The sequence below is a fragment of the bacterium genome (genome assembly GCA_019637795.1).
In the GTDB taxonomy this organism is placed as follows: Bacteria; Desulfobacterota; Binatia; order HRBIN30; family CADEER01; genus JAHBUY01.
In genome coordinates this window covers 115,515-137,500 of the sequence record JAHBUY010000001.1, presented here as the reverse complement: position 1 = coordinate 137,500, position 21,986 = coordinate 115,515, and the positions used below count along the sequence as shown (strand labels likewise).

The window sequence follows — 21,986 nt, the reverse complement described above, 5'->3', positions numbered from 1 at the left end:
GTGTTTGAAGTCGATCTTCTTTCCATATGTGACTTCACCCTTGTCGACGCGCAGGGAAAAGCCGCACTCGGGGTTGGTGCACACCCAAGCCTTGAACAGCACCGAAGCGCCCTCCTGCCCATAGTCCGAGAGCGGAATCAGCGCTCCGCGGTTGCATTTCAGGCACTTCGGGAAATCCATCGCCGCCTCCTTCCGATCGCCCCACAAGCAAAGGGGCACCCACCCGAACGGCGCGGGACGCTACCGGAAGGACAACCCAAAATCAAGCGTAGATGGAATAGGGGGTTATGGGATGAACGCCCCCGCCAGGAGTCGAACCTGGACTACAGGTTCCGGAGACCTGTGTGATATCCTTTTCACTACGGGGGCGTGACCACAACGAGGGAAGCCTAGCGACCTATCACCAGTTTGTCGGGGGGTCAACTTGCTGCAGGATCAGCCCGTGGGATCGTCACGGACACGCAAGAAACTGGATGTTTTCTCGCCCATCGCACGTTCCGGGGCTCGCAGCGCCAGCGTTGCGGCGCCAGCCAAGCTCAATCTGTCGCTCCGCGTCATTGGGCGCCGCGCTGATGGGTACCATCTGCTTGATTCGCTGGTCGTCCCGATCGCGCTCGTGGACCACGTTCGGCTCTCCATCTCCTCGCATCCAACATCGCGAGTTTCCATCCGTTGCCGCCCCGGGGGCGCTCCCGAAGGCCCGGAGAATCTCGCAGTCCGCGCCGCGCTCCTCTATCTGAGCCGCACCGTCCGTAGCGCCTGGGTCGACATCGAGCTCATCAAGCAGGTTCCCGCCGGTGCCGGACTCGGTGGCGGCAGCAGCGATGCCGCCGCGACCCTTCGCCTACTCAACACTCTGTCGCCCATTCCGGTCTCCACCTCTGAGCTGGCGGCATGGGCCTTGGAAGTCGGTGCCGACGTGCCGTTTTTCCTCTGCGGGGGCTCCGCTAGGATGCGCGGAATCGGAGAGGACATCCAGCCGCTGCCATCTCCCCTCGAGCCCGGGGCAGGTCTCGTTGTGGTTTTCCCCGGCAGTCTCCTGGAAACGCGGCATGTATATGCAATCTATGACGATTTGTTGACAACGGAGGCCCCGGTCAGTAAAGACGATAGGCTTACTGTCTTTCGCGGTCCGCTGCTGCAGTGGCTTGAGAACGACCTCGAAGCGGCGGCCTTCCAGATCTTACCTGTTTTGAAAGTGTTGAAGCGGCAGCTCTGCGCGCTTGGAGCGCGCGGCGCGCTGATGACCGGAAGCGGTTCGGCGGTATTTGGAGTGTGGGACGGAGTGGAACAGGCGAGTGCCGCGGCGCGTGCAATGCGCACCGCCGGCGTGTGGGCACGGGCGACGCAGATCTTGGACAGGCTACCGGCGATCCAAACACATGACGAGGATGATGGGCGGTCGCCAAGCTGGTAAGGCCCCGGACTTTGGATCCGGTATCGAAGGTTCGAATCCTTCCCGCCCAGTATTGTCGCTGAGGTGATCGGTGAGGGACGAGATTCAGGTCTTCACGGGCAACTCGAATCGACCCCTGGTAGCCGACGTGTGCAAGCATCTCGATGTGCCGGTCGGACAGGCCGAGGTGCGCCGCTTCAGCGACGGCGAAGTAATGGTGGAGATCGCGGAGAATGTTCGCGGCGGCGACGTGTTCGTCGTTCAATCGACGTGCACTCCGGTCAACGACACGCTGATGGAACTGCTCCTGATGCTCGATGCCTTCCGGCGCGCTTCAGCGAAGCGCATCACCGCCGTGATCCCGTACTTCGGCTATGCTCGTCAGGACCGCAAAGTGTCGCCGCGCGTACCGATCAGCGCCAAACTGGTGGCTGACCTGATCACCGCTGCCGGCGCTTCGCGGGTACTGACCATCGACCTGCACGCCGGCCAAATCCAGGGCTTCTTCGACATCCCGGTCGACAACCTGTTCGCGACGCCGGTCTTGTTGAAGGAGATGCAAGAGCGCCTACGCAACGGGTCGGTTGCCGTCGTTTCTCCCGATCCGGGCGGCGTGGAGCGCGCTCGGGCATTCGCGAAGCGACTCGACGCGACGTTGGCGATCATTGACAAGCGCCGCGCGCGCGCCAACGAGGTCGCCGAGATGCGCGTCGTCGGTGACGTCGAAGGCCAGACCGCCGTGATCGTCGACGACATTGTCGACACCGCCGGGACCCTCGCCACCGCCGCTTCCGCTCTGCGAGAGGCGGGTGCGACGGAGGTCATCGCCTGCTGCACACACGGGGTGCTGTCCGGACCAGCGATCGACCGCATTCGCGATTCACGGCTGTCCACATTGGTGGTCACTGACACCATTCCCCTGCGCCCCGAGGGCAAGGCGTGCGAAAAGATCAAGGTGCTGCCGGTCGCGCATCTGTTGGCCGAAGCGATTCGCCGTACGCACCGCGAGGAATCCATCAGTTCGCTGTTCGTCTAGCGTGAACGGGCCGTTGAGGAGTTGAGCATGGAAACGATCGATCTGTCAGTTGAGCCCCGCAGCAGGGGGAGCAAGGGCTCGGTGCGCTCTCTGCGCCGCGCTGGGCGCGTACCGGCCGTGCTTTACGGCGCCAGGCGCAGTCCGGTGCTGGTCGCGGTTGACGGCAAGGAGTTTGAGACCAAGGTCGGCTCGATCGAAGGCACGCACCTGATTCGCTTGAACTCGAGCGACGGCGAGCTCGGCGGTCGTCTCGTGTTGGTGAAGGAGATCCAGCGCCATCCGGTGCAGCGGGCGCTCCTCCACGCAGACCTCTACGAGGTCGACGTCAATGCCAAGTTGAAACTGCGCGTGCCACTGCATTTCGTCGGTCGGGCCGCCGGGGTCGACGTCGGCGGCATTCTGCAGCCGATCAAACGCGAGGTCGAGGTTCAGTGCCTGCCGACCGAGATACCCGACTATATCGAGGTTGACGTGGCGGCGCTCGGCATCCACGACGCGCTGCACATCAGCGACCTGCACGCGCCGGCCGGCGTCGACTTCGTGATCGACACCGACGAGACGGTGGTCACCGTGCTGCCTCCGGTCGTCGAGGAGGTTAAGGTCGCGGCCGAGGGCGAGGGCGCCGGTGAGGGCGCGGCAGCACCTGCCGAAGGCGCGAAGGCGGAGGCGGCCAAGCCCGCAAGCTGAGGCGGCGGCATGTGGGTGGTGGTTGGATTGGGCAACCCCGGCCCCGAATACGCAGACACCCGACACAACGCAGGATTCATGGTCGTCGACGCGCTCGCCAGACGCTGGCGGATACCTCTCGTGGTAGATGCAGATGATCGCGCACGCCGCGGATGCGGCGTCTATGAGGGCCACTGTGTGCAGTTGATCGAGCCGCTCCTCTACATGAACCGCAGCGGCGACGTGCTGGACCACCTGGCTGCCGATGATTCGGTGATCGCCGTGTACGACGACCTCGATCTGCCGGCCGGCCGGCTGCGCATCCGGGCGCGCGGCGGCGCCGGTGGACACCGCGGCGTCGGTTCGCTGATCGCGCGTCTGGGCGATGCGTTCACGCGTCTGCGCATCGGCGTTGGCCGCCCGCCGGAAGGTACTCACGCCGCAGATTATGTCCTGAAACCGGTCGTCGGCGCCGACCGGCAGGCACTTGCCGAGGCCGCCGAGCGCGCTTGCGAGGCGATCGAAGTCATCATCACTCAGGGGATGGCGACAGCGATGAATCGTTACAATGCGGTGCCTACGAGTGCTGCTGACCCCTGTTGAAGGAGAGAATCGCAATGGTCCGACGATACGAGACACTAATGGTGCTGCACCCGGAGATGCCCGAGGCGCAGATCCGCGAGACCATCGATCGCGCCAAGCGGCTGATCGAGGAGTCGGGCGGCAAAATCCACGAGGTGCAAGAGTGGGGGATCCGCGAGCTCGCGTATCCGATTCGCAAGCTGCACCGGGGATACTACGTTCTGGTGGAGTACGACTCGAATGCGGACGTCGTTCGCGAATTCGAACGGACGCTGAAGATCGCCGACGAGGTGCTGCGCTTCGTCTCGGTCGCCACAGTCACCACCAAACCGAAGACGAAGCCCGGGAAGGCGCGTCGGCCGGTCGTTGACGCCGACATCGCCGCGCCCGCGGGCGAGTGAGGAGAACCGTCCATGCCCATGCGTCGTAGACAGGAGAAGAACACCGCCAACGGTCGCGACGACCGCAACCCCGGCGGTCGCCGCCGGCCGGGTCGCCGCAAGGTGTGTCGCTTCTGCGCCGACAAGGAATCGCGTATCGACTACAAGGATGCACGCGGACTCGGCAACTACCTGACGGAGCGCGGCAAGATCATTCCCAGCCGGATTACCGGCACCTGCGCCCGCCACCAGCGCGCGCTGACGACGGCGATCAAGCGGGCCCGAACCGTCGCGCTCCTGCCCTACACGGTGACCACCGTCTGAGGATGTCGGACGCTCGTCTCATCGCCTCCAGCGGCGCCTGCATGCTTGTCCTCGGCGCGGTTGGATTGTTCGGCCCACCGGGCGCGTCTCTGGCGCTGCTGGCGTTGCCGCTGCCGGCGTTGGTCGCCGGCGGTATCGGTGGTACCAGCCACGCCACGGCTGCGACGATCGGCGCCGCGGGCGTGATGGGGGGGGTCGTCGGCGGATCCGTGGGCTGCGGCTTCATCGCGCTGGTCGGCATGCCAGCCATCGTCGCGGTGCTCCTGCTGCGCCGAGCCTGGCGCCTGGAGGCCGTCGTCGCAGCCGCAATGCTTGCGACCGTTGCGGGTGGCCTGGCAATGGCGATTTGGCACGAACCGAATCCAAGCGTGTGGCGCAGCGGTCTCGAGCAGGCCTGGCAGTCGAGCTTCGACACCTCGCTCCAGATCTATCGCGACTTTGGAATGTCGACGCAGGCGCTCGCTGATCTCGAAGCAGCCCGCAATGAAATCGCGGAGCGGGTGGCCACCGTCTTGCCGGCATTGATCGTCCTTGCGGCCGCCGCGGTCTGGCTCGCCAACATTGGCCTGTCACGCCGTTGGGCCTGGTGGCCGCAGATGCTGGACCTGTCGCGCTGGCGCACGGCCGACTGGTTGATCTGGGTGCTGATCGCGTCCGGCTTCTCGCTGTTCCTGGCCCCACGCGCGATCGGCTGGATCGCGACCAATCTCTTCATCGTCGCCCTCGCCTGCTATTTCGCGCAGGGCTTGGCGATCGTCAGTTATTTTCTCCAGCGCGTCGGCCTTCCGCGCCCACTGCGCGCCGCGGCGTTCGCCGTCATCGTTCTCCAGAACCTCGCCACCGCCGTCGTCGTGGCGCTAGGCGTGTTCGACCTCTGGGGGGATTTCCGCAACCTGACCGCCCGTCCCGCCGATGCGACAGCGGGCCGCGATGCGGATGGATGAGAGGATTTACGCATGGAAGTGATCCTGCGAGAAGACGTTCCGCACCTCGGCCACATCGGCGACATCGTCAAGGTGCGGCCCGGTTACGCCCGCAACTACCTGTTGCCCCGCGGCCTGGCGACCGTCGCTGACAAGCGCAACCTGCGTGTGCTCGAGCACGAGAAGCGGATCGTCGAGGAGAAGCGCAAGCGCGCCATGTCCGCCGCCGAGCAGCAGGCCCAGCAGCTCTCCGCGATGACCGTCACCATCTCGGCGCGCGCCGGTGAGGAGGGCAAGCTCTTCGGCTCTGTGACCAACATCGACATCGAACGCGCCCTGGCGGATGCGGGTCAGTCGATCGAGCGGCGGCGCATCCGCCTCGACGAACCCATCAAGGCGCTGGGCGACTACAAGGTGGCGATCGCCCTCGCCGCTGGCGTGCAGGCGGAGATCACCCTCATGGTGACACGCCTCGTGGAAGAGTAACCCCGAAGACGGGCGGCGTCAGTTGACGCCGCCCGGCCTGCCCTGGGTCCCCGGTTCCAGATCGACACCGGCGCGATGGGGGTGTCCCCCTTGCGCGCCTGCCAGCGGAGGGCATTTCCCATCTTTTTGGGGTCAGGGCGTGAGCCTGCGGGCCGTGGCGATGCGGTAGTGCTGCTCCTCGGAGTGCCTGGCGGCTCGTGCGAGGCCTTCTTGCGACGCCGGTCACTCCCCGGCGATCGCGCCGGGGCCAATGGCGTAGAGCCCACCGCCGACGTTGATTGTGCAGGTCACCGTCGGATCGCTGCTCCCGTTCGGGCAATCCACCCCTGATGCCAGCTGCTGGCCGGCGCGGCCGATGTATACCGTGCCGTCGGCATTGATCGACGGCGACGAGGCGCCGATCGACGCGCCAGCGTCGAAGGTCCACAGCAGTGTGGCGGTCGCCCCATCATCCCGCAGCGCGTAGACGCGGCCGTCGACGGCAACCGGCACGGTGCCGCCACTGACGGTGCCGATGACATTGGCGCCGAACACGATTATGTCGTTCGCGCCACCGGTCGCGACCGCAGGGCTCGAGAGGATCGGCCCGTCGGCCTGGAAGGTCCAGCGGACCGTGCCAGTGGCGCGCGCCAGGGCATAGAGTGTTCCGCCCTCGTCGGCGACGTAGAGGCGCGGCTCGGGGGCGGTGTCACGGCCGAGCGCCAGGGACGCCGAGATGGGTGCGTCGGCGGCGAAGCTGAATTCCTGGCACAGCCCGCCGTTGGCCAGATCGCCGGCATAGACGCGGCCGCCCTGGTCGGCGACGTAGAAGCGGTTGAGGGCGGTGTTCGGCGTCGGCGTCGGGGTCGGCGCGTTGGGGCGGGTCGGCGTCGGGGCGAGATTGTTGTCGCAGGTCTGCTCGGGCAGGGTATCGTCGATGAGCACTGCGGCGTTGATGTTCCTCGACCCGAAGAACGACCAACGCTGGCGGCCGCGGATGTTGTAGGCGCGCACCTGGCCGGCGAGACCGGCGGCGACGATGATCGGCGTCGATTCGTCGGGCTGGTTGGGATCCTGGGCGATGGCGGCCGGCGATTGCGTCGACGGGAAGGTCAAGGTGTAGCGCTGGATGCCGTTCGGACACACGCCGAGGAAGCCGCCCGACAACGTCCCCACGTAGGCGGTGCCGTCGCCGCTCCAGATGTTCGGCGAGGCGACTGCAAACCCGGGAAGCGTCGCGTTGTTCTTCAGCTCGCCGTTGGCCTTGTATTGCGCGAGAACGCCGTTGGTAGGCACGAACAAGGTGCCGTCGGCGCCCAGCAAGGGCGAACCGGTGACCGCAGCGGCCAACGTGATCTCGTCGCTCAGGTCCGCGGGCTGCCCGTCGTATTGCAGCGCATACACATTCGTGTCCGACGACCCGAGGTAGATGATGTCGTCGCTGAGAATGGGCGTGGTCTGCGTGGACCCGATGGTTTGTCCGTCGGGCGGGAAGAGCAGCACGCCGCTCCCATCGTTGGCGCTGAGGTCGACGGGGCTGCGACCGCTGTTCGCCGCGTCCGCCTGGAACTTGGGCCAGGCGGTACTGGCGAGCTGCGTACCACCGGCAAGGCTGCAGGTTGGCGACTTGTTGTTGGAACATGCTGCGAGCAGCAGTAACAGCCCCAAAACGAGGCGGGCGGTGTGACGGGTGGCGGTCATTTGATCGAATAGAGTCCGGAATCGGTGGTGACGAGGATCACCCCCGACGGGCCAATCGCTGGCGAGGAGCGGACCGGCAGTCCGTCGCCGAGCTCGATACAGCCGTTGATCCAAGGGTTCGACATGTCCGTGTCGTCTCCAGGCACGCTGCCGTCGACATTGCGGGCGCAGACGCGACCGTCGGTGGTGCCGACGACGACGAAGAAGTCTCCCGAGAGGATGGGAGAGGTCTCGACCTGGATGGGATCGCCGCTGCTCGCCGACACCAGGGCGGGCTTGGAGATGCAGGTCCCGTGGTGGTTGGCGACGCAGGTGTCCTGGGTGCACGACATGTCGTTCACGGCTTCGGTGCACTTGTTGTTGACGCAGGTTCCCATGTTGGGGGCACAACTGTCGGTGCGGCAGGTCTCGATGTTCTTCGCGTTGGGATCCGGATCACTGCAGTATTGGATGTCCCACAATTCGCCGGTGGTGTCGCGCACACCGTAGAGCTGCCCGTTGACGTCGGCGAGGTAGATCACGGTCTCGAGCAGGAGCTCGGAGCCGACGTCGAGCGACTGCGCGGCGAACGTTGGTGAGCCGAGGACGGTCGCCCCAGGGATGAACTGCCATTTGAGCGAGCCGCCCGGATTGATGCCGAACAGCGCACTGCCCGCGCCGATGGCGTAGATGCTGGCGCCGATCCCGGGCGATGCCTGGAGCGCTCCGTCCGGGGGCGGCCCGATCGGAACGGCCCACAGGGGGCGCCCGCTGGCGTCGGCCGCCGCAAGCACGCCGTCGGGCGTGGTGATGTAGAAGGGGCCAGACGGGTCGATGGCATTGGTGCTGGTGAGCGCCCGCCGCTGCGCGGTAGGGGCGAAGGTCCAGCGCGGCGTCCCGACGCCGTTGATCGCCTGCAGCGCGCCGTCGCCGGTGCCGATGAACACCGAGAGCAGCGACAGGTCACGAGGATCGACCTGCACCTGCGGAGACGAGCGCACCGAATGGACGCCGGGGGTGAACGCCCAGGTGCACTCGACGACCTTCTTGGAGCGTTCGTGCAGCCTGAAGACCATACCCGGCATGTCCGTCGTTGCATCCGTCCCGAACACGATGTCGCGCCCGGGGGTCACCGTCGGCGACGATTGGATCGGGCCGAAGGGGATGATCTCGCCTGTGGAGAGCGCACAGCCGTCGGCGAACCAGCGCAGGTCTCCACCGTCGCCGAGTGAGACGATGCCGTTGCGGGTGCCCAGGAAGACGATGCCATTGTTGTCGATCGCTGGCGTCGAGAGCGAAGTGTTGCCGTCGGTCGGGTAAATCAGGGTGGCCTTGCCCTTGTTGCTGTTGATGGGGTTGCCGATTGCCGAATTGGTGGAGTCGTGACGGAACCCGCCCCACGCCAGCACCGGCACCGTGGGATTGTTGTTGCCGCCGCCGCCCGAGCACGCTGCCAGCACCATCAGGGCGGCGAACGCCCAACGAAACCGCATTCGTCGGCGCTTGTCACAGACGGGCTGAAAACTCAATCGAGGTCTCCCTGCGACGGCCGTCGTGCAATCAGGCGCGCCAGGTATGCCGGCCCTCTCGCGCCGGCAAAACATCCCTCCTCGTCGACCAGCATCTCGAACCCGGCGAAGGCCGCACGCAGCTCGCCGGGCTCGAGCAGAAACGCTGGATTCCGGGGGTGGCCGATGCGCGCCTGTTCGCGCAGGAAGGTCTCGAAGACGATCGCGCCGCCGGGACGGACAGCGCGCCGCAGGGCGGGGAACAGCGAACGCTGCAGATAGTAGGTGTTGACCACGACCGCATAGCGAGTGGTGGGCAGGGGGAAGTCCTCGAGGTTCGCCTGGATGGCGTGAATCGCCAGATGCTCGTGGCGGCCTCTGGCGAGCAGGCGAAGTAGTCCGGCGTGCGAAAGGTCGAACGCATCCACCGCATACCCTTGGCGGGCCAACCACAGGGCGTGCCGTCCATCGCCGGACGCGACGTCGAGTGCGCGTCCGGGGGGCAACAGGTCTCGATGCTGCGTGAGCAGCTCGGATGGCGGATGCTCCCCCGCCGCGGCGGCATGGACGTAGCGCGCCTCCCATTTCTCTCGGTCGCTCATCAGCAGTCGAGGGCGCGTGCCAGGACGACGACGTCTACCGCCCGCGCTCCGGCCCGTTGCAGGACCCGGGCGCATTCGTGCGCCGTGGCGCCGGTGGTCATGACGTCGTCCACGAGCAGCACCGTCCGCCCCTGGACGCGCTCGGGGTACCTGACGGCGAATGCGCCGCGCACGTTTCGGCGTCGGTCGCCTGCCCCCAGGCCGACCTGCGGCGGGGTCGGGCGGGTTCGCACCAGCGCCAGAAGCTCGACCGGCTGTCCGCATACCCGGCCGAGTGCCCGCGCCAACGGCACCGCCTGATTGAAGCCGCGCCAGCGAAGGCGATCGCTGTGGAGTGGAATGGGCACGATCACGTCGTGCGCGAGGGGCATCGGGGGGGATTCGGCCAATAGCGTCGAGAGCACCGGCGCCAGGGTGATGTCACGCCCGTACTTGAACCGCGCCAGGGCCTCAATCAGCGGGCTGCGTTCGCGCCGATCCACCGCCGCACGGGCCCTCGCCTGGCGAAAGCGCGGTGGGTGGGTCCGACAGGTGGTGCAGCGGTGATCCGGCCCGACCCCCGCAAACGGCAGCCCGCAGGTCGTGCACAGCGGCGATCGCGGTAGCTGGATCGGCTCGCGGCAGGGGGCGCAGAAGGCGATACTGGCCGTGCGGACGCCGCAGGCGGGGCAGCGCGGTGGATAGAGGAAGTCGACCACCAGCCGCAGCGCGCGCATGGCCCGGATGCTAGGGTGGCGGGCCCGGCGCTGCAAACCCTGCCGGCCAAGGGCTGCTCTTCCTTTTTGGAGATTCGCCTTTGACTGCACCACGATGCCCGTCTAGACTCCGGCGCGCGAGAAGCAGGCGATGTTCAAGCGCTTCATGATCGGCTTCGTAGTGGGCATCTGTGGCATGTACTGGTACATCCACAACGGTGAGGCAGTGATGAACGACGCCGGCAGTTGGATGGAGAAGTCGGCCTCTGCCTATCGCGATGACAAGGCCCATCAGCTCGTCGATCAGCAGACGGGCTCGACGACGCGACGCTGAGCTCGGGTCTCGGCGCACCCCAACTCACGAGGCAGCTGTGGAACTGCCGGTCATGCGGCGGCTCAAGAAGGAGCTGGAGGATCTGCGCTTCGAGCTCCGCAACAAGCTTCCGAAGGAGATCGAGATCGCGCGTGCCCACGGCGACCTGCGCGAGAACGCGGAATACGCCGCGGCGAAGGAGCGACAGGGATTCGTCAACGCTCGCATCCACCAGATAGAGCAGCGCATTCGCGACCTCTCGCTCTACACCGTCAGTTCGATTCCCCAGGAAGCCGTCGGCTACGGCAGCAAGGTGACGCTCGAGAGCGAGGACGGCGCCGAGGAGAAGTACGAGTTGGTGTTCCCCGAGGAAGTGAATGCGTCGGCCGGACTGATCTCGATCGGATCACCCCTGGGCAAGGCACTACTCAACAAAGAGGTCGGAGACGACGTGGAGGTGGCTACGCCAAAGGGCAAGCGCACCTACTCGATCATCGAACTGCAGACCTTCCACCACCGGGACGACATCGAGACGTCCTGACCAGCGGTCAAAGCCACCGCTGAGACGACCTGACGACGCGGCAACCGCCGTGGGCGGTAGCGTTCGCTCTGCCCCGCGGGGGATGGCTCCCTTGCGGCCGTCTCGCGGCCTGTGCTATCCAAAACGGTAGTATTTTCGGCCGCTACGGGTGGGCCACGCGCCCACTTTTTTATTTCAAAAATGGATAGTTCGGTGATTGGGCGGGTCTGGCGAGCCGTCGACCCACTGGTCGCGAATGAGGGCATGGAGATCGTCGACATAGACTACCGACGGGAAGGGCGTGGCAATGTCCTGCGCTTCTACCTCGACCGCCCGGACGGGGGCGTGACCATCGACGAATTGTCGACCATGAGTCGCCGTCTCGGCGATCTGATCGAGGTGCACGATCTCGTCCCGGGCAGTTACACACTCGAGGTGTCGTCGCCCGGCATCAACCGCCGTCTGCGTCAACCGGACCACTTCCGCCGTTACATCGGCAAGCGGGTACGGGTGCGGATGATCGACGCGGGCGACGGCCGCCGCGCTTTCTTGGGGGTCCTGAAGGAGGTCCGCCACGACGGCATCGTCTGTGCGGTCGGCGACGGCGAGCGCTTCGTCGCCTTCGACACGATCGCTCAGGCCAATTACGAGCACGAGTTTCCGGAGCCGCAGCAGCAGCGGCGGCGGGCCTCCGGGCGCTGAACCGAGGTGAACGTTATGCAGCATGGCGGGCCTCCGGGTCTCGATCTCGCACGGGTCATCGAACAGGTCAGCAAGGAGAAGGGCATCGATCGCTCGATCGTCGTGCAGGCGGTCGAGAACGCCATGCTGTCAGCCGCCAAGAAAGTCATCGGCGGCGACATGCGCATCGAGGCGCAGTTCAATCCGGAGATCGGCGAGGTCGAGCTGTTCAAGATCCTCACCGTCGTTCCGGAGGTGACCAACGCCGAGCTCGAGATCTCGCTCGACGATGCGCGCAGGAACCTCGATCCGGAGGCACAAGTCGGCGACGAGCTCCTCGAGAAGCTCGCGCAGTCCTACGGCCGCATCGCCGCGCAGGCCGCCAAGCAGAACCTGATCCAGCGCCTGCGCGACGCGGAGCGCGACATCATCTACAACGAGTTCAAGGACCGGAAGGGCGAGCTCACGCACTCCGGCATCGTCCAGCGCTTCGAGAAGAAGAACATCATCGTGAATCTCGGCCGCACCGACGCGATTCTTCCCGAGAAAGAGCAGATCCCACGTGAACGGTACCGCCAGGGCGATCGGATCCGCGCCTACATCGTCGACGTCGAGATGGGCGGCAAGGGGCCACAGATCGTGCTGTCGCGCACCCACCCGGGATTCCTGATCAAGCTGTTCGAGCAGGAGGTGCCCGAGATCTACGAGGGCATCGTCGAGGTGAAGGGCGCTGCGCGCGAGCCGGGGGGGCGGGCCAAGATCGCCGTCGTGTCGCACGACAGCGATGTCGATCCGGTCGGCGCCTGCGTCGGCATGAAAGGCACGCGGGTGCAGAGCGTCGTGCAGGAATTGCGCGGCGAGAAGATTGACATCGTCCACTGGACGCCCGACCACGCCGAGTTCGTCGTCCGCGCCATGGCGCCGGCACGGGTCTCGAAGATCGTCATGGACGAGGACGCGCACGCCATGGAGGTCATCGTTCCGGACGACCAATTGTCGCTGGCGATCGGCAAGAAGGGCCAGAACGTCCGTCTGGCGTCGCGGCTCACCGGCTGGAACCTCGAGGTGCGCAGCGAAGCCGAGGCCGAGGAGGAGTCGCGTCGCGCCCGGCTGTCACTGGGCGCCATTCCGGGTGTCGGCGACGTGACGGCCGAGCTGCTGTTCCAGCACGGCTTCAAGTCGGCCGAGGAGGTGGCGCAGGCGGACGAGGCGGCGCTGGCGGACGTGGATGGCCTGGTGCCGGAGAAGATCCCCACCATCCTGGCGGCGGCTCGGGCCCATGTCGAGGACCTGCGCCGCCAGGCCGAAGCGGCGGCGGCTGCCGCCGCCGAGGATGCCGCCGCAGCAGCGAGCGAGGCGCTCGTGTCGCCGATCGCGGGTGGCTCCGAGGAGCAGGCGTGAGAGACGCGCTTCACGTTCCCATCCGGACCTGTATGGGCTGTGGCGCCGCGGCGCCGCAGGGCGGGCTCCTGCGCGTCGTGCGCGCTGCCGACGGCGCGTTGGCGCTCGACGTCTCGCGTCGCGCCGGTGGCCGCGGTGGCTATCTCCACCGCCGTCGGGACTGCTGGGATCGGTTTGCCAAGCGCAAAGGGCCGCTCCGCTCGCTAAGGGCGACGGTCGATCGGCCGGCGCGTGCCGCGCTGGTCGCGGCGCTCCTGTCGGATGCCGGTGAGTGAGGGACGAGGCAGATGTCGCGTAGGGTACACGAGCTAGCGAAAGAGTGGGGCCTCGAACCCAAGGACCTCAGCGGCCGCCTCGAGAAGATCGGGCTGCGCAACAAGCGTGCGCAGAGCTCGTTGACCGACGAGGAGGTACAGCGCGCCGCCGAGGAGCTCGGCTTCGTCGAGAAGCCGCAGGTGACGATCGGTGGCGAGCGCGTGGTGGTCGGTGAAACCGGCGCGACGGTCGTCGAACGCCGGGTCGGCAGCAAGGTGATTCGCCGCCGCGCCGCGGCCACGCCGGAGATCGAGCCCGGGTTGATCGAGCCGCTGGAGCCGATCGGCATCCAGGGTGAGGTACTGCAGGCGTTCGCCGCGCCGGAACCGCTCGCGGAGCCCTTCGACGTGCCGCCGCCGCTGCCGCCGATGCCGGAGCCGTTGATCGAGGAACCGCCGCTCCCGGAACCCGAACAGGTGGTCGAGGAAGCGGCCGTGGCGCCGGCCCCGCCACTCGTCGAAACGCCCGTCGAGGAGGCCGCTCCTGCGCCAACGCCCCCGCCGCCGGTGGTTGCGCGCCCGCCGGTGCCGGCACCGCCGAAGCCGGCGCCCAAGACGCCGCTGGTGGAGCGGACGATCACGCCCGCCGAGCCGTCGCTCGATCGGCCCTTCGGTCCCAAGGTGCTGGGTCGCATCGATCTCAAGAAAGCGGAAGCGGCGCGTATCGCGGCCACACGCACGACACGGCCGGCGGGCGGCGCGGCGGCCGGTCGCGGTCGTGGGCCTGCGGGCGCGACGCCCGAGATGCCACCGATGCCGCCGACCGAGGAGCGCGGCAAGAAGAAGAAGCGGCGCGTCATCCAGAAGCCGGAGTTCGCCGAGATCGGCGATCGCGACAAGCGGCTCGGCTCGCGGCTGCCGCGCAAGAAGCGGGCGCTGCCGGGCAAGGAGCAGCGGCAGACCGAGATCACGCAGCCGAAGGCCAGCAAGCGCGTCGTTCGCATCTCCGAGGTCGTGTCGGTCGGCGATCTCGCCAAGGCGATGGGCGTCAAGGCCGGCGAGGTGGTGAAGAAGCTGATGGAGCAGGGGATGATGGCCACCATCAACCAACTGCTCGACGCCGACACCGCGACGCTGATCGCCTCCGAGTTCGGTTACAACGTCGAGAACGTGACCTTCGACGCCGAGGCAGCGGTCGAGGTTGGCCACGAGGCGAGCAGCGACGAACACCTGCAGTCGCGTCCGCCGGTGGTGACGATCATGGGCCACGTCGACCACGGCAAGACGTCGCTGCTCGACGCCGTGCGCGAGACCAACGTGACCGCGGGCGAGGCGGGTGGCATCACCCAGCACATCGGCGCCTACACCGTCGACGTGCACGGGCGCCGCGTCACCTTCCTCGACACCCCGGGCCACGAGGCCTTCACCGCCATGCGCGCCCGCGGCGCCAAGGTGACCGACATCGTCATCCTCGTCGTTGCCGCCGACGACGGCGTGATGCCGCAGACAGTGGAAGCCATCAACCACGCCCGAGCCGCCAGCGTGCCGATGGTGGTGGCGATCAACAAGATCGACAAGCCCGAGGCCAATCTCGAGCGCATCCGTCAGGACCTCGCCAATCACGGACTGGTTCCGGAGGACTGGGGCGGCGATACGGTCACGGTGCCGGTGTCGGCGAAGACCCGCGAGGGGCTGCCGACGCTGCTCGAGATGCTGCTGCTGCAGGCCGATCTGCTGGAGCTCAAGGCGAATCCGGACAAGCCGGCGCGCGGCACCATCGTCGAGGCCAAGCTCGACCGCGGGCGCGGTCCGGTGGCCACGGTGCTGGTCCAGGAAGGCACGTTGAAGCCCGGCGATCCCTTCGTCTGCGGTCCGTTCGCCGGTCGCGTCCGTGCCATGATCGACGATCGCGGCCACAAGGTGACAGTCGCCGATCCGTCGACGCCGGTGGAGATCCTCGGGTTGCCGTCGGTGCCGGAGGCCGGCAGCTCATTCGTGGTCGTCGCCGACGAGGCGACCGCCCGTCAGGTCGCCGAGCATCGCGCCGCCAAGCACCGCGAGGCGTCGCTGCTCAAGACATCGAAGGTCTCGCTCGAGGACCTGTACCGCCAGGTGCAGGCCGGCGACACGAAGGAACTGCGCATCGTCATCAAGGCCGACGTGCAGGGTTCGGCCGAGGCGCTGTCGGACGCGCTGTCGCGCCTGTCCGCCGACGAGGTACGCCTGAAGGTGATTCACGCCTCCGTGGGCGGCATCACCGAGAGCGACGTGATGCTGGCATCGGCGTCGAACGCCGTCGTCATCGGCTTCAATGTCCGTCCCGAGGCGAAGGCGACCCTCGCCGGCGAGCGCGAAGGCGTCGATATCCGGCTGTACGAGATCATCTACGACGCCATCAACGACGTCCGCGATGCCATGGAGGGTCTGCTCGAGCCGACCTACAAGGAGAAGGTCCTCGGGCGCGCCGAGGTGCGCAATACGTTCAACATTCCCGGCATCGGCCTCATCGCCGGCTGCTACGTCACCGACGGCAAGATCACCCGCAACGCCCAGGCTCGCCTCGTCCGCGACAGCATCGTCGTGCACAACGGCAAGATCGGCAGCCTCAAGCGATTCAAGGACGACGCGCGCGAGGTGCAGACCGGGTACGAGTGTGGCATCGGCCTCGACAACTTCTCCGACGTCAAGGTCGGCGATGTCATCGAGGCCTACGAGATGGAGCAGGTGGCGCGCCGGCTGAGCACGCCCGCCCGCGGCGCCACGGCTGAGCGGTCGCTCTGAGCGGCGCGGCCGATGGTCGTCGGCGTGCTCAAGCTCACCCTCTTCATCCCGGAGAACCATTCGCTCAAGGGCAAGCGCGGCGTGCTCAACAAGATCAAGGCGCGCGTTTCCAACACGTTCAATGTTTCCATCGCCGAATGCGACGATCAGGACCTCTGGCAGCGCACGACCCTGGGGGTATCGCAGGTCGGGAGTGACGCTGGCTACGTCGAGGGGGCGTTGCGCCAGGTGGTCCGTTTCATCGACGACCTGCACGTCGCCGAGGTCGGCGCCGACGAGATCGAGCTCTTCCACGTCTGAGCGCCGCCGCGCGGGGACCGGATGAGCCGGCGCACGGACCGCGTCGGCGAGGCGATCCAGGAGCTGGTCGCCGGTCTCCTGGTGCGCGAGATCAAGGATCCGCGCATCGGTCTGGTCACCATCACCGGCGTCCGGGTGTCGCCGGATCTGCGCCACGCCCGCGTCTACTTCAGCACCCTGGGCGACGACGAGCAGCGCCACCGCTCGCTGCGCGGACTGCGCAGCGCCGCGGGGTTCGTGCGTGGCCAGATCGCCCGCCAGCTCAATCTCCGCGTCGCCCCCGAGATCGTCTTCGAGCTCGACGACAGCCTCGAGGAGGCGGAGCGCCTGGCGCGCCTGCTCAAGGACCTGCCGCCTTCGGACGAGCAGTCGTGAACGGCATCCTGCTGATAGACAAGCCGGAGGGGCTGACCTCGGCCGAGGTCGTGCGCCGCATCAAGCGTCAGCTAGCACGCGGCGCCAAGGTCGGGCATCTCGGCACCCTCGATCCCTTCGCCACCGGCCTCCTGCCGCTCTGTCTCGGAGAAGGGACCAAGATCGCCCAGTTCCTCAACTCCGCCGACAAGCGCTACACCGGCCGCATCCAACTCGGGGTGGCGACCGACACCGGCGATCGCGCCGGCGCCGTGGTCTCGGAGGCGCCGGTGCCGGCGCTCGATGCCGCGACGTTGGCCGAGGTCGTCCGCCGCTTCAGCGGCGAGATCCGCCAGCGGCCCCCGATGTACTCGGCGCTGAAGAAGGACGGCGTGCCGCTCTACCGCCTGGCGCGACAGGGCATCGAGGTCGAGCGCGAGGAACGCGCGGTGCGCATCGACCGCCTGGTGCTGGAGCCGGCCGGCCCGTCGCAATTGCGCCTCGAGGTGGAGTGCTCGAAGGGCACCTACGTTCGGGTGCTCGGCGAGGAGATCGGCATTGCCCTCGGCACGGTGGCGCATCTTCGCGAGCTGCGTCGCACCGGCTTCGGCGACTTCGGCATCGCTCAGGCGGTGGCGCTGGACGCCTTCGATCCTGCCAATCCCGCCGGCTTCGTTCCGCTCCGCGCCGCGCTGGCGCACCTGCCGGCGGTCACCCTCGACGCTCAGGGCCTGCGGGCCGTGCGCCAGGGCAAGAGCAGCGCGCTGTCGCGTCTGGCCGGCCTCGCCGCGCCAGTGGCCGCCCTAGTCGATGCCCAGGGCGAGCTCGCGGCGGTCGCGATCCGGGAGCGGGGGCATTGGCGGTACGGACGAGTTCTGGCCCCTGCCTTTACAGCATCGGATGCCCGTGGTACCAAACACGGTTGAATAAAACGGAGGAATGATGGGAGTCGCTCTGCAGCGTAAACAGGAGCTGGTCGAACAGTTTCGCCAGCATCCAACCGACACCGGGTCGCCTGAAGTCCAGATCGCGCTGCTGAGTGAGCGAATCGACTACCTGACGGAGCACTTCAAGACCCATTCGAAGGACCACCACTCTCGCCGCGGGTTGCTCAAGCTCGTGGGACAGCGGCGCCGATTGCTCGACTACCTCAAGCGCTACGACAACGAGCGCTACAAGAGCGTGATCGATCGGCTGAAGCTCCGCCGCTGAGTCCTTCCTCTCCAGCGGGTCCTCTCCGTCACACGGTCATCCCTCCCACGTCTAGGGCGTCACGCCCGGGAGGTTCTATGCAACACAAAGTTGAAATCGACTTTCACGGTCGACCCTTGTCCATCGAGGTCGGTCGGCTCGCGAAGCAGGCGAGTGGAGCGGCGCTCGTGCAGTACGGCGAGACCGTCGTGCTGACCACCGCGGTCGCCAGCCAGAGCACGCGGCCGGGCATCGACTTCTTTCCCCTGACGGTCGACTACCAGGAGAAGGCCTTCGCGGCCGGAAAGATCCCGGGCGGCTTCTTCAAGCGCGAGGGGCGTCAGGGCGAGAAGGAGATTCTGACCTCGCGGCTCATCGACCGGCCGATCCGGCCGCTGTTCGCCGAGGGCTACAAGTGCGAGACGCAGATCATCGCCACGGTGCTGTCGTTCGACAAGGAGAACGACTCCGACACCGTTGCCATGCTCGGTGCCTCGACGGCCCTGCACGTGTCCGACATCCCGTTCCTCAGCCCCATCGCCGGGGTGCGGATCGGGCGCATCGGCGGCAAGTTCGTCATCAATCCGTATCTGTCGCAGATGGGGGAGAGCGACCTGAACCTGCTGGTCGCCGGCACCAGGGACAGCATCGTGATGGTCGAGGGCGGCGCCAGGATGCTGTCCGAGGACGTCATGCTCGACGCGCTGTACACGGCGTTGGACGCCTTGCAGCCGCTGATCGCGATGCAGGAGGAGCTGCGCACCAAGCTCGGCAAGCCGAAGCGCGAGGTGGCAGTCGCCGACATCGACGCCAACCTCCGCAAGGTGGTCGAGGAGCTGGCGCTGCCGCGCCTCCGCAAGGCGATGACCGTCGTCGCCAAGATGGAGCGCCGCGCCGCTGTCTCGGCGGCTCACAGCGAGGTGCGGGCGGCGGCGGTGGCGCAGTTCCCGGAGCAGGACGCCGCGGTCAACGAGGTCATCGAAGACATCGAGAGCCGCGCCATGCGGGAGATGATCGTCACCGAGAAGAAGCGCGTCGATGGTCGTGGAGTGACCGACATCCGCCCGATCAGTTGCGAGGTCGACGTGCTGCCGCGCACACACGGTTCGTCGCTCTTCACCCGCGGCGAAACGCAGGCGCTGGCGACGACCACGCTCGGCACGGCGTCGGACGAGCAGCGCATCGACGCGCTGATCGGCGAGCACTACCGCAAGTTCATGCTGCACTACAATTTCCCGCCGTTCAGTGTCGGCGAGACGAAGCCGCTGCGCGGGCCCAGCCGGCGCGATACCGGTCACGGCGCTTTGGCCGAACGCGCCCTGACGCCGGTGCTGCCGGACGAGAAGGCGTTTCCCTACACCATCCGCATCGTCTCCGAGATTCTCGAGTCGAACGGGTCGTCTTCGATGGCCACGGTCTGCTCCGGCAGCCTGTCGCTGATGGACGCCGGCGTGCCGATCAAGGCGCCGGTTGCCGGCATCGCCATGGGCTTGATCAAGGAGGGCGAGGACATCGCCGTCCTCTCGGACATCCTCGGCGACGAGGATCATCTCGGCGACATGGACTTCAAGGTCGCCGGCACGGCCGAGGGCATCACCGCCCTGCAGATGGACATCAAGATCCACGGCGTCACCAAGGACATCATGCGCCAGGCGCTCACCCAGGCTCGCGAGGGCCGTCTGCACATCCTGAACGTGATGAACCAGACGCTCAACACGGCCCGCGGCGACATCTCGGCGCACGCGCCGCGCATCGTCTCGATCAAGGTCCGCCAGGACAAGATCCGCGACATCATCGGACCCGGTGGCAAGGTGATCCGCGGCATCGTCGAGGAGACCGGCTGCAAGATCGACATCGAGGACGACGGGACCGTCTTCATCGCTTCCAGCGAGGAAGCCGGCATGAAGCGCGCCATCGAGATCATCGAAGGGATCACGATGGAAGCGCAGGTCGGCAAGATCTACAAGGGCAAGGTGGTCCGCATCGTGGACTTCGGCGCCTTCGTCGAGATCATGCCCGGCACCGACGGCCTGCTGCACATTTCCCAGATCGGCCCCGGCCGCGTGCAGCGCGTGTCCGACGTGCTGAAGGAAGGGGATGAGATCCCCGTCAAGGTGCTGGAGATCGACAAGTCCGGGAAGATCCGCCTGAGCCGCAAGGAGGCCATGACGGAGACAGGTCAACCCGCGGGCGGCAGTTGAGCATGGTGCGGCGCTCGGCGCTGCCGAACGGCCTGCGCATCGTCACCGAACCCCTGGACGGGGTCCCCTCGGTCAGCATCGGCATCTGGGTGGAGAGCGGCTCGCGCTTCGAGCCGCCCCACCTGGGCGGCATCTCGCACTTCCTCGAACACCTGCTCTTCAAGGGCACCGCGCGCCGCAGCGCGGCACAGATCGCCGAGGAAATGGACGCCGTGGGCGGCGTCCTCAACGCTTTCACCGGCAAGGAGTACACCTGCTACTACGCGCGCGTCCTCGCCGAGCACGCGCCCCTGGCGATGGATCTCCTCGCCGACCTGTTCCTGCACTCGTGCCTCGACGCCGACGAGATCGATCGCGAGCGCACCGTCGTCCTGCAGGAGATCTCGCAGAGCGAGGACACCCCGGACGACTACATCCACGACCTCTTCAATTCGCACTACTGGCCGGGCCATCCGCTCGGCCGGCCGGTCTGCGGCACCAGCGAGACCGTGCGGGCGCTGGACCGCTCCCAGTTCGTCGATTTCCTCGCCGCCCGCTATCGGCCCGACCGTCTGATCATCGCCGCCGCCGGCAACGTCACCCACGAGGTGATCGAGGCCTGGGCGGCGCGCGACTTCGCCGCGCTCACCGGATCGGCGTCGCTGGTCGACAGCGGTCCGCCGCTGGCGCGCACGGGCATCGCCGTCACCGAAAAAGCGCTCGAGCAGGTCCACCTCTGCCTCGGCGTGCCGGGCATCGCCCAGGGCGCCGACGAGCGCTACGCCGCCTACCTGCTGAACACCGTGCTCGGCGGCGGCATGAGCTCGCGGCTGTTCCAGGAGATCCGCGAGCGGCGCGGCCACGCCTACTCGGTGTATTCCTTCCTCTCCTCGTATCGCGACGCCGGCTACGTCGGCATCTACGTCGGGACGTCGCCGCAGTGGGTCGAGGACGTCGTCACCGTGATCGCCGGCGAGCTCGCGGCGCTGGCCCGCGACGGCCTGCGGCCGGACGAGCTGGCGCGGGCCAAGACGCAGCTCAAGGGCAACATGCTGCTCGGTCTCGAGACCAGCGACAGCCGCATGAGCCGCGTGGCGAAGAACGAGATCTACCATCAGCGCGACGTGTCGATCGCCGAGCTGGCGACCGGGATCGATGCCGTCACCAACGACGACATCGTCGCTCTCGCCACCCGCCTGGCCCGCCCCGAGGCGCGCGCCCTGACGCTGCTCGGCAATCTCGGCGGACTCCGCGTCGACCCCGCGATCCTCGCCGCGTGATGACGCCCGGCGAGCCCACCGTCGCCCTGCGCGTCCGCCGCCTCCGACACGGCGAGCCCGAGCTGCCGTTGCCGGCCTATCAGACCGCCGCGGCAGCCGGCATGGATCTGCTGGCCGACGTCGCCGAGCCCGTGCGCCTGGAGCCGGGCCGCCGCCTGCTCGTGCCGACCGGCCTCGCGATCGAGATCCCGCCCGGCTACGAGGGCCAGGTGCGGCCGCGCAGCGGTCTCGCGCTGCGCCATGGCCTGACCCTCCTCAACAGCCCCGGCACCATCGATGCGGACTACCGCGGCGAGATCGGCGTGATCCTCGTCAACCTCGGTCACGACACGGTGGAGATCCGGCGCGGCGAGCGCATCGCCCAGCTCGTCATCGCCCCGGTGGCCCGCGCGACCTGGGTCGCGGTCGACGCGCTGACCGGCAGCCAGCGCGCCAGCGGCGGCTTCGGCCACACCGGCCGCTGACCGGTCGCCG

The 21,986-nt window shown here is 67.3% G+C and carries 26 protein-coding genes and 2 tRNA genes (1 of these 28 only partly in view); 22 read left to right on the top strand and 6 right to left on the bottom strand.

Translation table 11 applies throughout. From position 1 onward, the window contains the following. Both KF840_00670 and KF840_00665 read right to left on the bottom strand, forming a co-directional pair. On the bottom strand, window positions 1-180 hold the 5' portion of the coding sequence (locus KF840_00670; protein ID MBX3023403.1) for a hypothetical protein. Its footprint begins 3 nt before the window's first position; 180 of the gene's 183 nt are visible here — the first part of the coding sequence; its start codon is at window positions 178-180; its stop codon lies off the left edge, out of view. 117 nt (window positions 181-297) lie between these two features. After that, window positions 298-369 (bottom strand) — tRNA-Arg (locus KF840_00665). A 55-nt stretch (window positions 370-424) separates the two neighbouring features. On the opposite strand from KF840_00665, the gene ispE reads away from it, so the two are divergent. The 9 genes from ispE (at window position 425) to rplI (ending at window position 5,793) form a co-directional block, all read left to right on the top strand. After that, entirely contained in the window at window positions 425-1,417 is a 993-nt protein-coding gene (gene ispE, locus KF840_00660; GenBank protein MBX3023402.1) for a 4-(cytidine 5'-diphospho)-2-C-methyl-D-erythritol kinase, read from the top strand. Then, a tRNA-Gln gene (locus tag KF840_00655) sits at window positions 1,396-1,467 on the top strand. Before ispE ends, KF840_00655 begins: the two co-directional genes overlap by 22 nt. A gap of 20 nt (window positions 1,468-1,487) precedes the next feature. Beyond that, window positions 1,488-2,432: a ribose-phosphate pyrophosphokinase gene (locus KF840_00650; protein ID MBX3023401.1), complete on the top strand. Its 945-nt coding sequence runs from the start codon at window positions 1,488-1,490 to the stop codon at window positions 2,430-2,432. Between the two features lie 27 nt (window positions 2,433-2,459). Beyond that, on the top strand, window positions 2,460-3,119 hold the full coding sequence (locus tag KF840_00645; protein MBX3023400.1) for a 50S ribosomal protein L25: 660 nt from the start codon (window positions 2,460-2,462) through the stop codon (window positions 3,117-3,119). Between the two features lie 9 nt (window positions 3,120-3,128). Further along, window positions 3,129-3,701, top strand: coding sequence for an aminoacyl-tRNA hydrolase (gene pth / locus KF840_00640; GenBank protein ID MBX3023399.1), 573 nt, complete (start codon window positions 3,129-3,131; stop codon window positions 3,699-3,701). 38 nt (window positions 3,702-3,739) lie between these two features. Beyond that, window positions 3,740-4,081, top strand: a complete 342-nt coding sequence (rpsF, locus tag KF840_00635) for a 30S ribosomal protein S6 (protein MBX3023398.1) — start codon at window positions 3,740-3,742, stop codon at window positions 4,079-4,081. Between the two features lie 12 nt (window positions 4,082-4,093). Next, on the top strand, window positions 4,094-4,384 hold the full coding sequence (gene rpsR / locus KF840_00630) for a 30S ribosomal protein S18 (GenBank protein MBX3023397.1): 291 nt from the start codon (window positions 4,094-4,096) through the stop codon (window positions 4,382-4,384). A gap of 2 nt (window positions 4,385-4,386) precedes the next feature. Further along, on the top strand, window positions 4,387-5,328 hold the full coding sequence (locus KF840_00625) for a DUF2232 domain-containing protein (protein MBX3023396.1): 942 nt from the start codon (window positions 4,387-4,389) through the stop codon (window positions 5,326-5,328). A 12-nt stretch (window positions 5,329-5,340) separates the two neighbouring features. Continuing rightward, entirely contained in the window at window positions 5,341-5,793 is a 453-nt protein-coding gene (gene rplI / locus KF840_00620) for a 50S ribosomal protein L9 (protein MBX3023395.1), read from the top strand. A gap of 222 nt (window positions 5,794-6,015) precedes the next feature. Here the strand turns inward: rplI and KF840_00615 are convergent, their stop codons facing one another. The 4 genes from KF840_00615 to KF840_00600 are packed head-to-tail and all read right to left on the bottom strand — an operon-like array spanning window position 6,016 to window position 10,278. Further along, window positions 6,016-7,473 carry a PQQ-binding-like beta-propeller repeat protein gene (locus KF840_00615; GenBank protein ID MBX3023394.1) on the bottom strand — a complete coding sequence of 486 codons (1,458 nt, stop codon included), beginning with the start codon at window positions 7,471-7,473 and terminating at the stop codon, window positions 6,016-6,018. Continuing rightward, window positions 7,470-9,056, bottom strand: coding sequence for a PQQ-like beta-propeller repeat protein (locus KF840_00610; protein MBX3023393.1), 1,587 nt, complete (start codon window positions 9,054-9,056; stop codon window positions 7,470-7,472). Before KF840_00610 ends, KF840_00615 begins: the two co-directional genes overlap by 4 nt. Further along, on the bottom strand, window positions 8,978-9,562 hold the full coding sequence (locus tag KF840_00605) for a class I SAM-dependent methyltransferase (protein ID MBX3023392.1): 585 nt from the start codon (window positions 9,560-9,562) through the stop codon (window positions 8,978-8,980). The genes KF840_00610 and KF840_00605 overlap by 79 nt, the downstream gene beginning before the upstream one ends. Beyond that, a complete protein-coding gene (locus KF840_00600; protein MBX3023391.1) occupies window positions 9,562-10,278 on the bottom strand; it encodes a ComF family protein in 717 nt (238 codons plus the stop codon). Before KF840_00600 ends, KF840_00605 begins: the two co-directional genes overlap by 1 nt. A gap of 130 nt (window positions 10,279-10,408) precedes the next feature. On the opposite strand from KF840_00600, the gene KF840_00595 reads away from it, so the two are divergent. From KF840_00595 to dut, 13 genes are all read left to right on the top strand, one after another. Then, window positions 10,409-10,591: a hypothetical protein gene (locus tag KF840_00595; protein MBX3023390.1), complete on the top strand. Its 183-nt coding sequence runs from the start codon at window positions 10,409-10,411 to the stop codon at window positions 10,589-10,591. A 37-nt stretch (window positions 10,592-10,628) separates the two neighbouring features. Further along, window positions 10,629-11,111 carry a transcription elongation factor GreA gene (locus KF840_00590; protein MBX3023389.1) on the top strand — a complete coding sequence of 161 codons (483 nt, stop codon included), beginning with the start codon at window positions 10,629-10,631 and terminating at the stop codon, window positions 11,109-11,111. A gap of 243 nt (window positions 11,112-11,354) precedes the next feature. Then, complete coding sequence (locus tag KF840_00585) at window positions 11,355-11,792, top strand: ribosome maturation factor RimP (GenBank protein ID MBX3023388.1); 438 nt, start codon at window positions 11,355-11,357, stop codon at window positions 11,790-11,792. Window positions 11,793-11,807: 15 nt separating this feature from the next. Then, window positions 11,808-13,172 carry a transcription termination/antitermination protein NusA gene (gene nusA / locus KF840_00580; protein ID MBX3023387.1) on the top strand — a complete coding sequence of 455 codons (1,365 nt, stop codon included), beginning with the start codon at window positions 11,808-11,810 and terminating at the stop codon, window positions 13,170-13,172. Next, complete coding sequence (locus KF840_00575) at window positions 13,169-13,447, top strand: YlxR family protein (GenBank protein ID MBX3023386.1); 279 nt, start codon at window positions 13,169-13,171, stop codon at window positions 13,445-13,447. Before nusA ends, KF840_00575 begins: the two co-directional genes overlap by 4 nt. A gap of 12 nt (window positions 13,448-13,459) precedes the next feature. Continuing rightward, a complete protein-coding gene (gene infB, locus KF840_00570; GenBank protein MBX3023385.1) occupies window positions 13,460-16,207 on the top strand; it encodes a translation initiation factor IF-2 in 2,748 nt (915 codons plus the stop codon). Between the two features lie 12 nt (window positions 16,208-16,219). Further along, window positions 16,220-16,507 (top strand): DUF503 domain-containing protein, encoded by a 288-nt coding sequence (locus tag KF840_00565; GenBank protein MBX3023384.1) that lies wholly within the window; start codon window positions 16,220-16,222, stop codon window positions 16,505-16,507. A 21-nt stretch (window positions 16,508-16,528) separates the two neighbouring features. Then, window positions 16,529-16,882, top strand: a complete 354-nt coding sequence (gene rbfA, locus KF840_00560; protein ID MBX3023383.1) for a 30S ribosome-binding factor RbfA — start codon at window positions 16,529-16,531, stop codon at window positions 16,880-16,882. Beyond that, entirely contained in the window at window positions 16,879-17,787 is a 909-nt protein-coding gene (truB, locus tag KF840_00555; GenBank protein MBX3023382.1) for a tRNA pseudouridine(55) synthase TruB, read from the top strand. Before rbfA ends, truB begins: the two co-directional genes overlap by 4 nt. A gap of 16 nt (window positions 17,788-17,803) precedes the next feature. Continuing rightward, entirely contained in the window at window positions 17,804-18,073 is a 270-nt protein-coding gene (gene rpsO / locus KF840_00550; protein ID MBX3023381.1) for a 30S ribosomal protein S15, read from the top strand. A gap of 77 nt (window positions 18,074-18,150) precedes the next feature. Then, window positions 18,151-20,253 (top strand): polyribonucleotide nucleotidyltransferase, encoded by a 2,103-nt coding sequence (pnp, locus tag KF840_00545; GenBank protein ID MBX3023380.1) that lies wholly within the window; start codon window positions 18,151-18,153, stop codon window positions 20,251-20,253. 2 nt (window positions 20,254-20,255) lie between these two features. Next, a complete protein-coding gene (locus KF840_00540; protein ID MBX3023379.1) occupies window positions 20,256-21,512 on the top strand; it encodes an insulinase family protein in 1,257 nt (418 codons plus the stop codon). Then, the gene (gene dut, locus KF840_00535; protein ID MBX3023378.1) at window positions 21,512-21,976 is read left to right on the top strand and encodes a dUTP diphosphatase; all 465 of its coding nucleotides are present in this window, start codon (window positions 21,512-21,514) and stop codon (window positions 21,974-21,976) included. The genes KF840_00540 and dut overlap by 1 nt, the downstream gene beginning before the upstream one ends. Window positions 21,977-21,986: the final 10 nt, after the last annotated feature.

What these genes read in the sequence shown, in the direction of transcription:
- KF840_00585 (MBX3023388.1), top strand. Translation starts at nt 11,355, where the DNA reads ATGGAGATCGTCGACATAGACTACCGACGGGAAGGGCGTGGCAATGTC.
- KF840_00565 (MBX3023384.1), top strand. Translation starts at nt 16,220, where the DNA reads ATGGTCGTCGGCGTGCTCAAGCTCACCCTCTTCATCCCGGAGAACCAT.
- KF840_00540 (MBX3023379.1), top strand. Translation starts at nt 20,256, where the DNA reads ATGGTGCGGCGCTCGGCGCTGCCGAACGGCCTGCGCATCGTCACCGAA.
- pnp (MBX3023380.1), top strand. Translation starts at nt 18,151, where the DNA reads ATGCAACACAAAGTTGAAATCGACTTTCACGGTCGACCCTTGTCCATC.
- KF840_00625 (MBX3023396.1), top strand. Translation starts at nt 4,387, where the DNA reads ATGTCGGACGCTCGTCTCATCGCCTCCAGCGGCGCCTGCATGCTTGTC.
- rplI (MBX3023395.1), top strand. Translation starts at nt 5,341, where the DNA reads ATGGAAGTGATCCTGCGAGAAGACGTTCCGCACCTCGGCCACATCGGC.
- nusA (MBX3023387.1), top strand. Translation starts at nt 11,808, where the DNA reads ATGCAGCATGGCGGGCCTCCGGGTCTCGATCTCGCACGGGTCATCGAA.
- rpsO (MBX3023381.1), top strand. Translation starts at nt 17,804, where the DNA reads ATGGGAGTCGCTCTGCAGCGTAAACAGGAGCTGGTCGAACAGTTTCGC.
- KF840_00600 (MBX3023391.1), bottom strand. Translation starts at nt 10,278, where the DNA reads ATGCGCGCGCTGCGGCTGGTGGTCGACTTCCTCTATCCACCGCGCTGC.
- rpsF (MBX3023398.1), top strand. Translation starts at nt 3,740, where the DNA reads ATGGTGCTGCACCCGGAGATGCCCGAGGCGCAGATCCGCGAGACCATC.
- rbfA (MBX3023383.1), top strand. Translation starts at nt 16,529, where the DNA reads ATGAGCCGGCGCACGGACCGCGTCGGCGAGGCGATCCAGGAGCTGGTC.
- rpsR (MBX3023397.1), top strand. Translation starts at nt 4,094, where the DNA reads ATGCCCATGCGTCGTAGACAGGAGAAGAACACCGCCAACGGTCGCGAC.
- KF840_00605 (MBX3023392.1), bottom strand. Translation starts at nt 9,562, where the DNA reads ATGAGCGACCGAGAGAAATGGGAGGCGCGCTACGTCCATGCCGCCGCG.
- KF840_00610 (MBX3023393.1), bottom strand. Translation starts at nt 9,056, where the DNA reads ATGTTTTGCCGGCGCGAGAGGGCCGGCATACCTGGCGCGCCTGATTGC.
- KF840_00595 (MBX3023390.1), top strand. Translation starts at nt 10,409, where the DNA reads ATGTTCAAGCGCTTCATGATCGGCTTCGTAGTGGGCATCTGTGGCATG.
- KF840_00645 (MBX3023400.1), top strand. Translation starts at nt 2,460, where the DNA reads ATGGAAACGATCGATCTGTCAGTTGAGCCCCGCAGCAGGGGGAGCAAG.
- pth (MBX3023399.1), top strand. Translation starts at nt 3,129, where the DNA reads ATGTGGGTGGTGGTTGGATTGGGCAACCCCGGCCCCGAATACGCAGAC.
- KF840_00615 (MBX3023394.1), bottom strand. Translation starts at nt 7,473, where the DNA reads ATGACCGCCACCCGTCACACCGCCCGCCTCGTTTTGGGGCTGTTACTG.
- infB (MBX3023385.1), top strand. Translation starts at nt 13,460, where the DNA reads ATGTCGCGTAGGGTACACGAGCTAGCGAAAGAGTGGGGCCTCGAACCC.
- dut (MBX3023378.1), top strand. Translation starts at nt 21,512, where the DNA reads ATGACGCCCGGCGAGCCCACCGTCGCCCTGCGCGTCCGCCGCCTCCGA.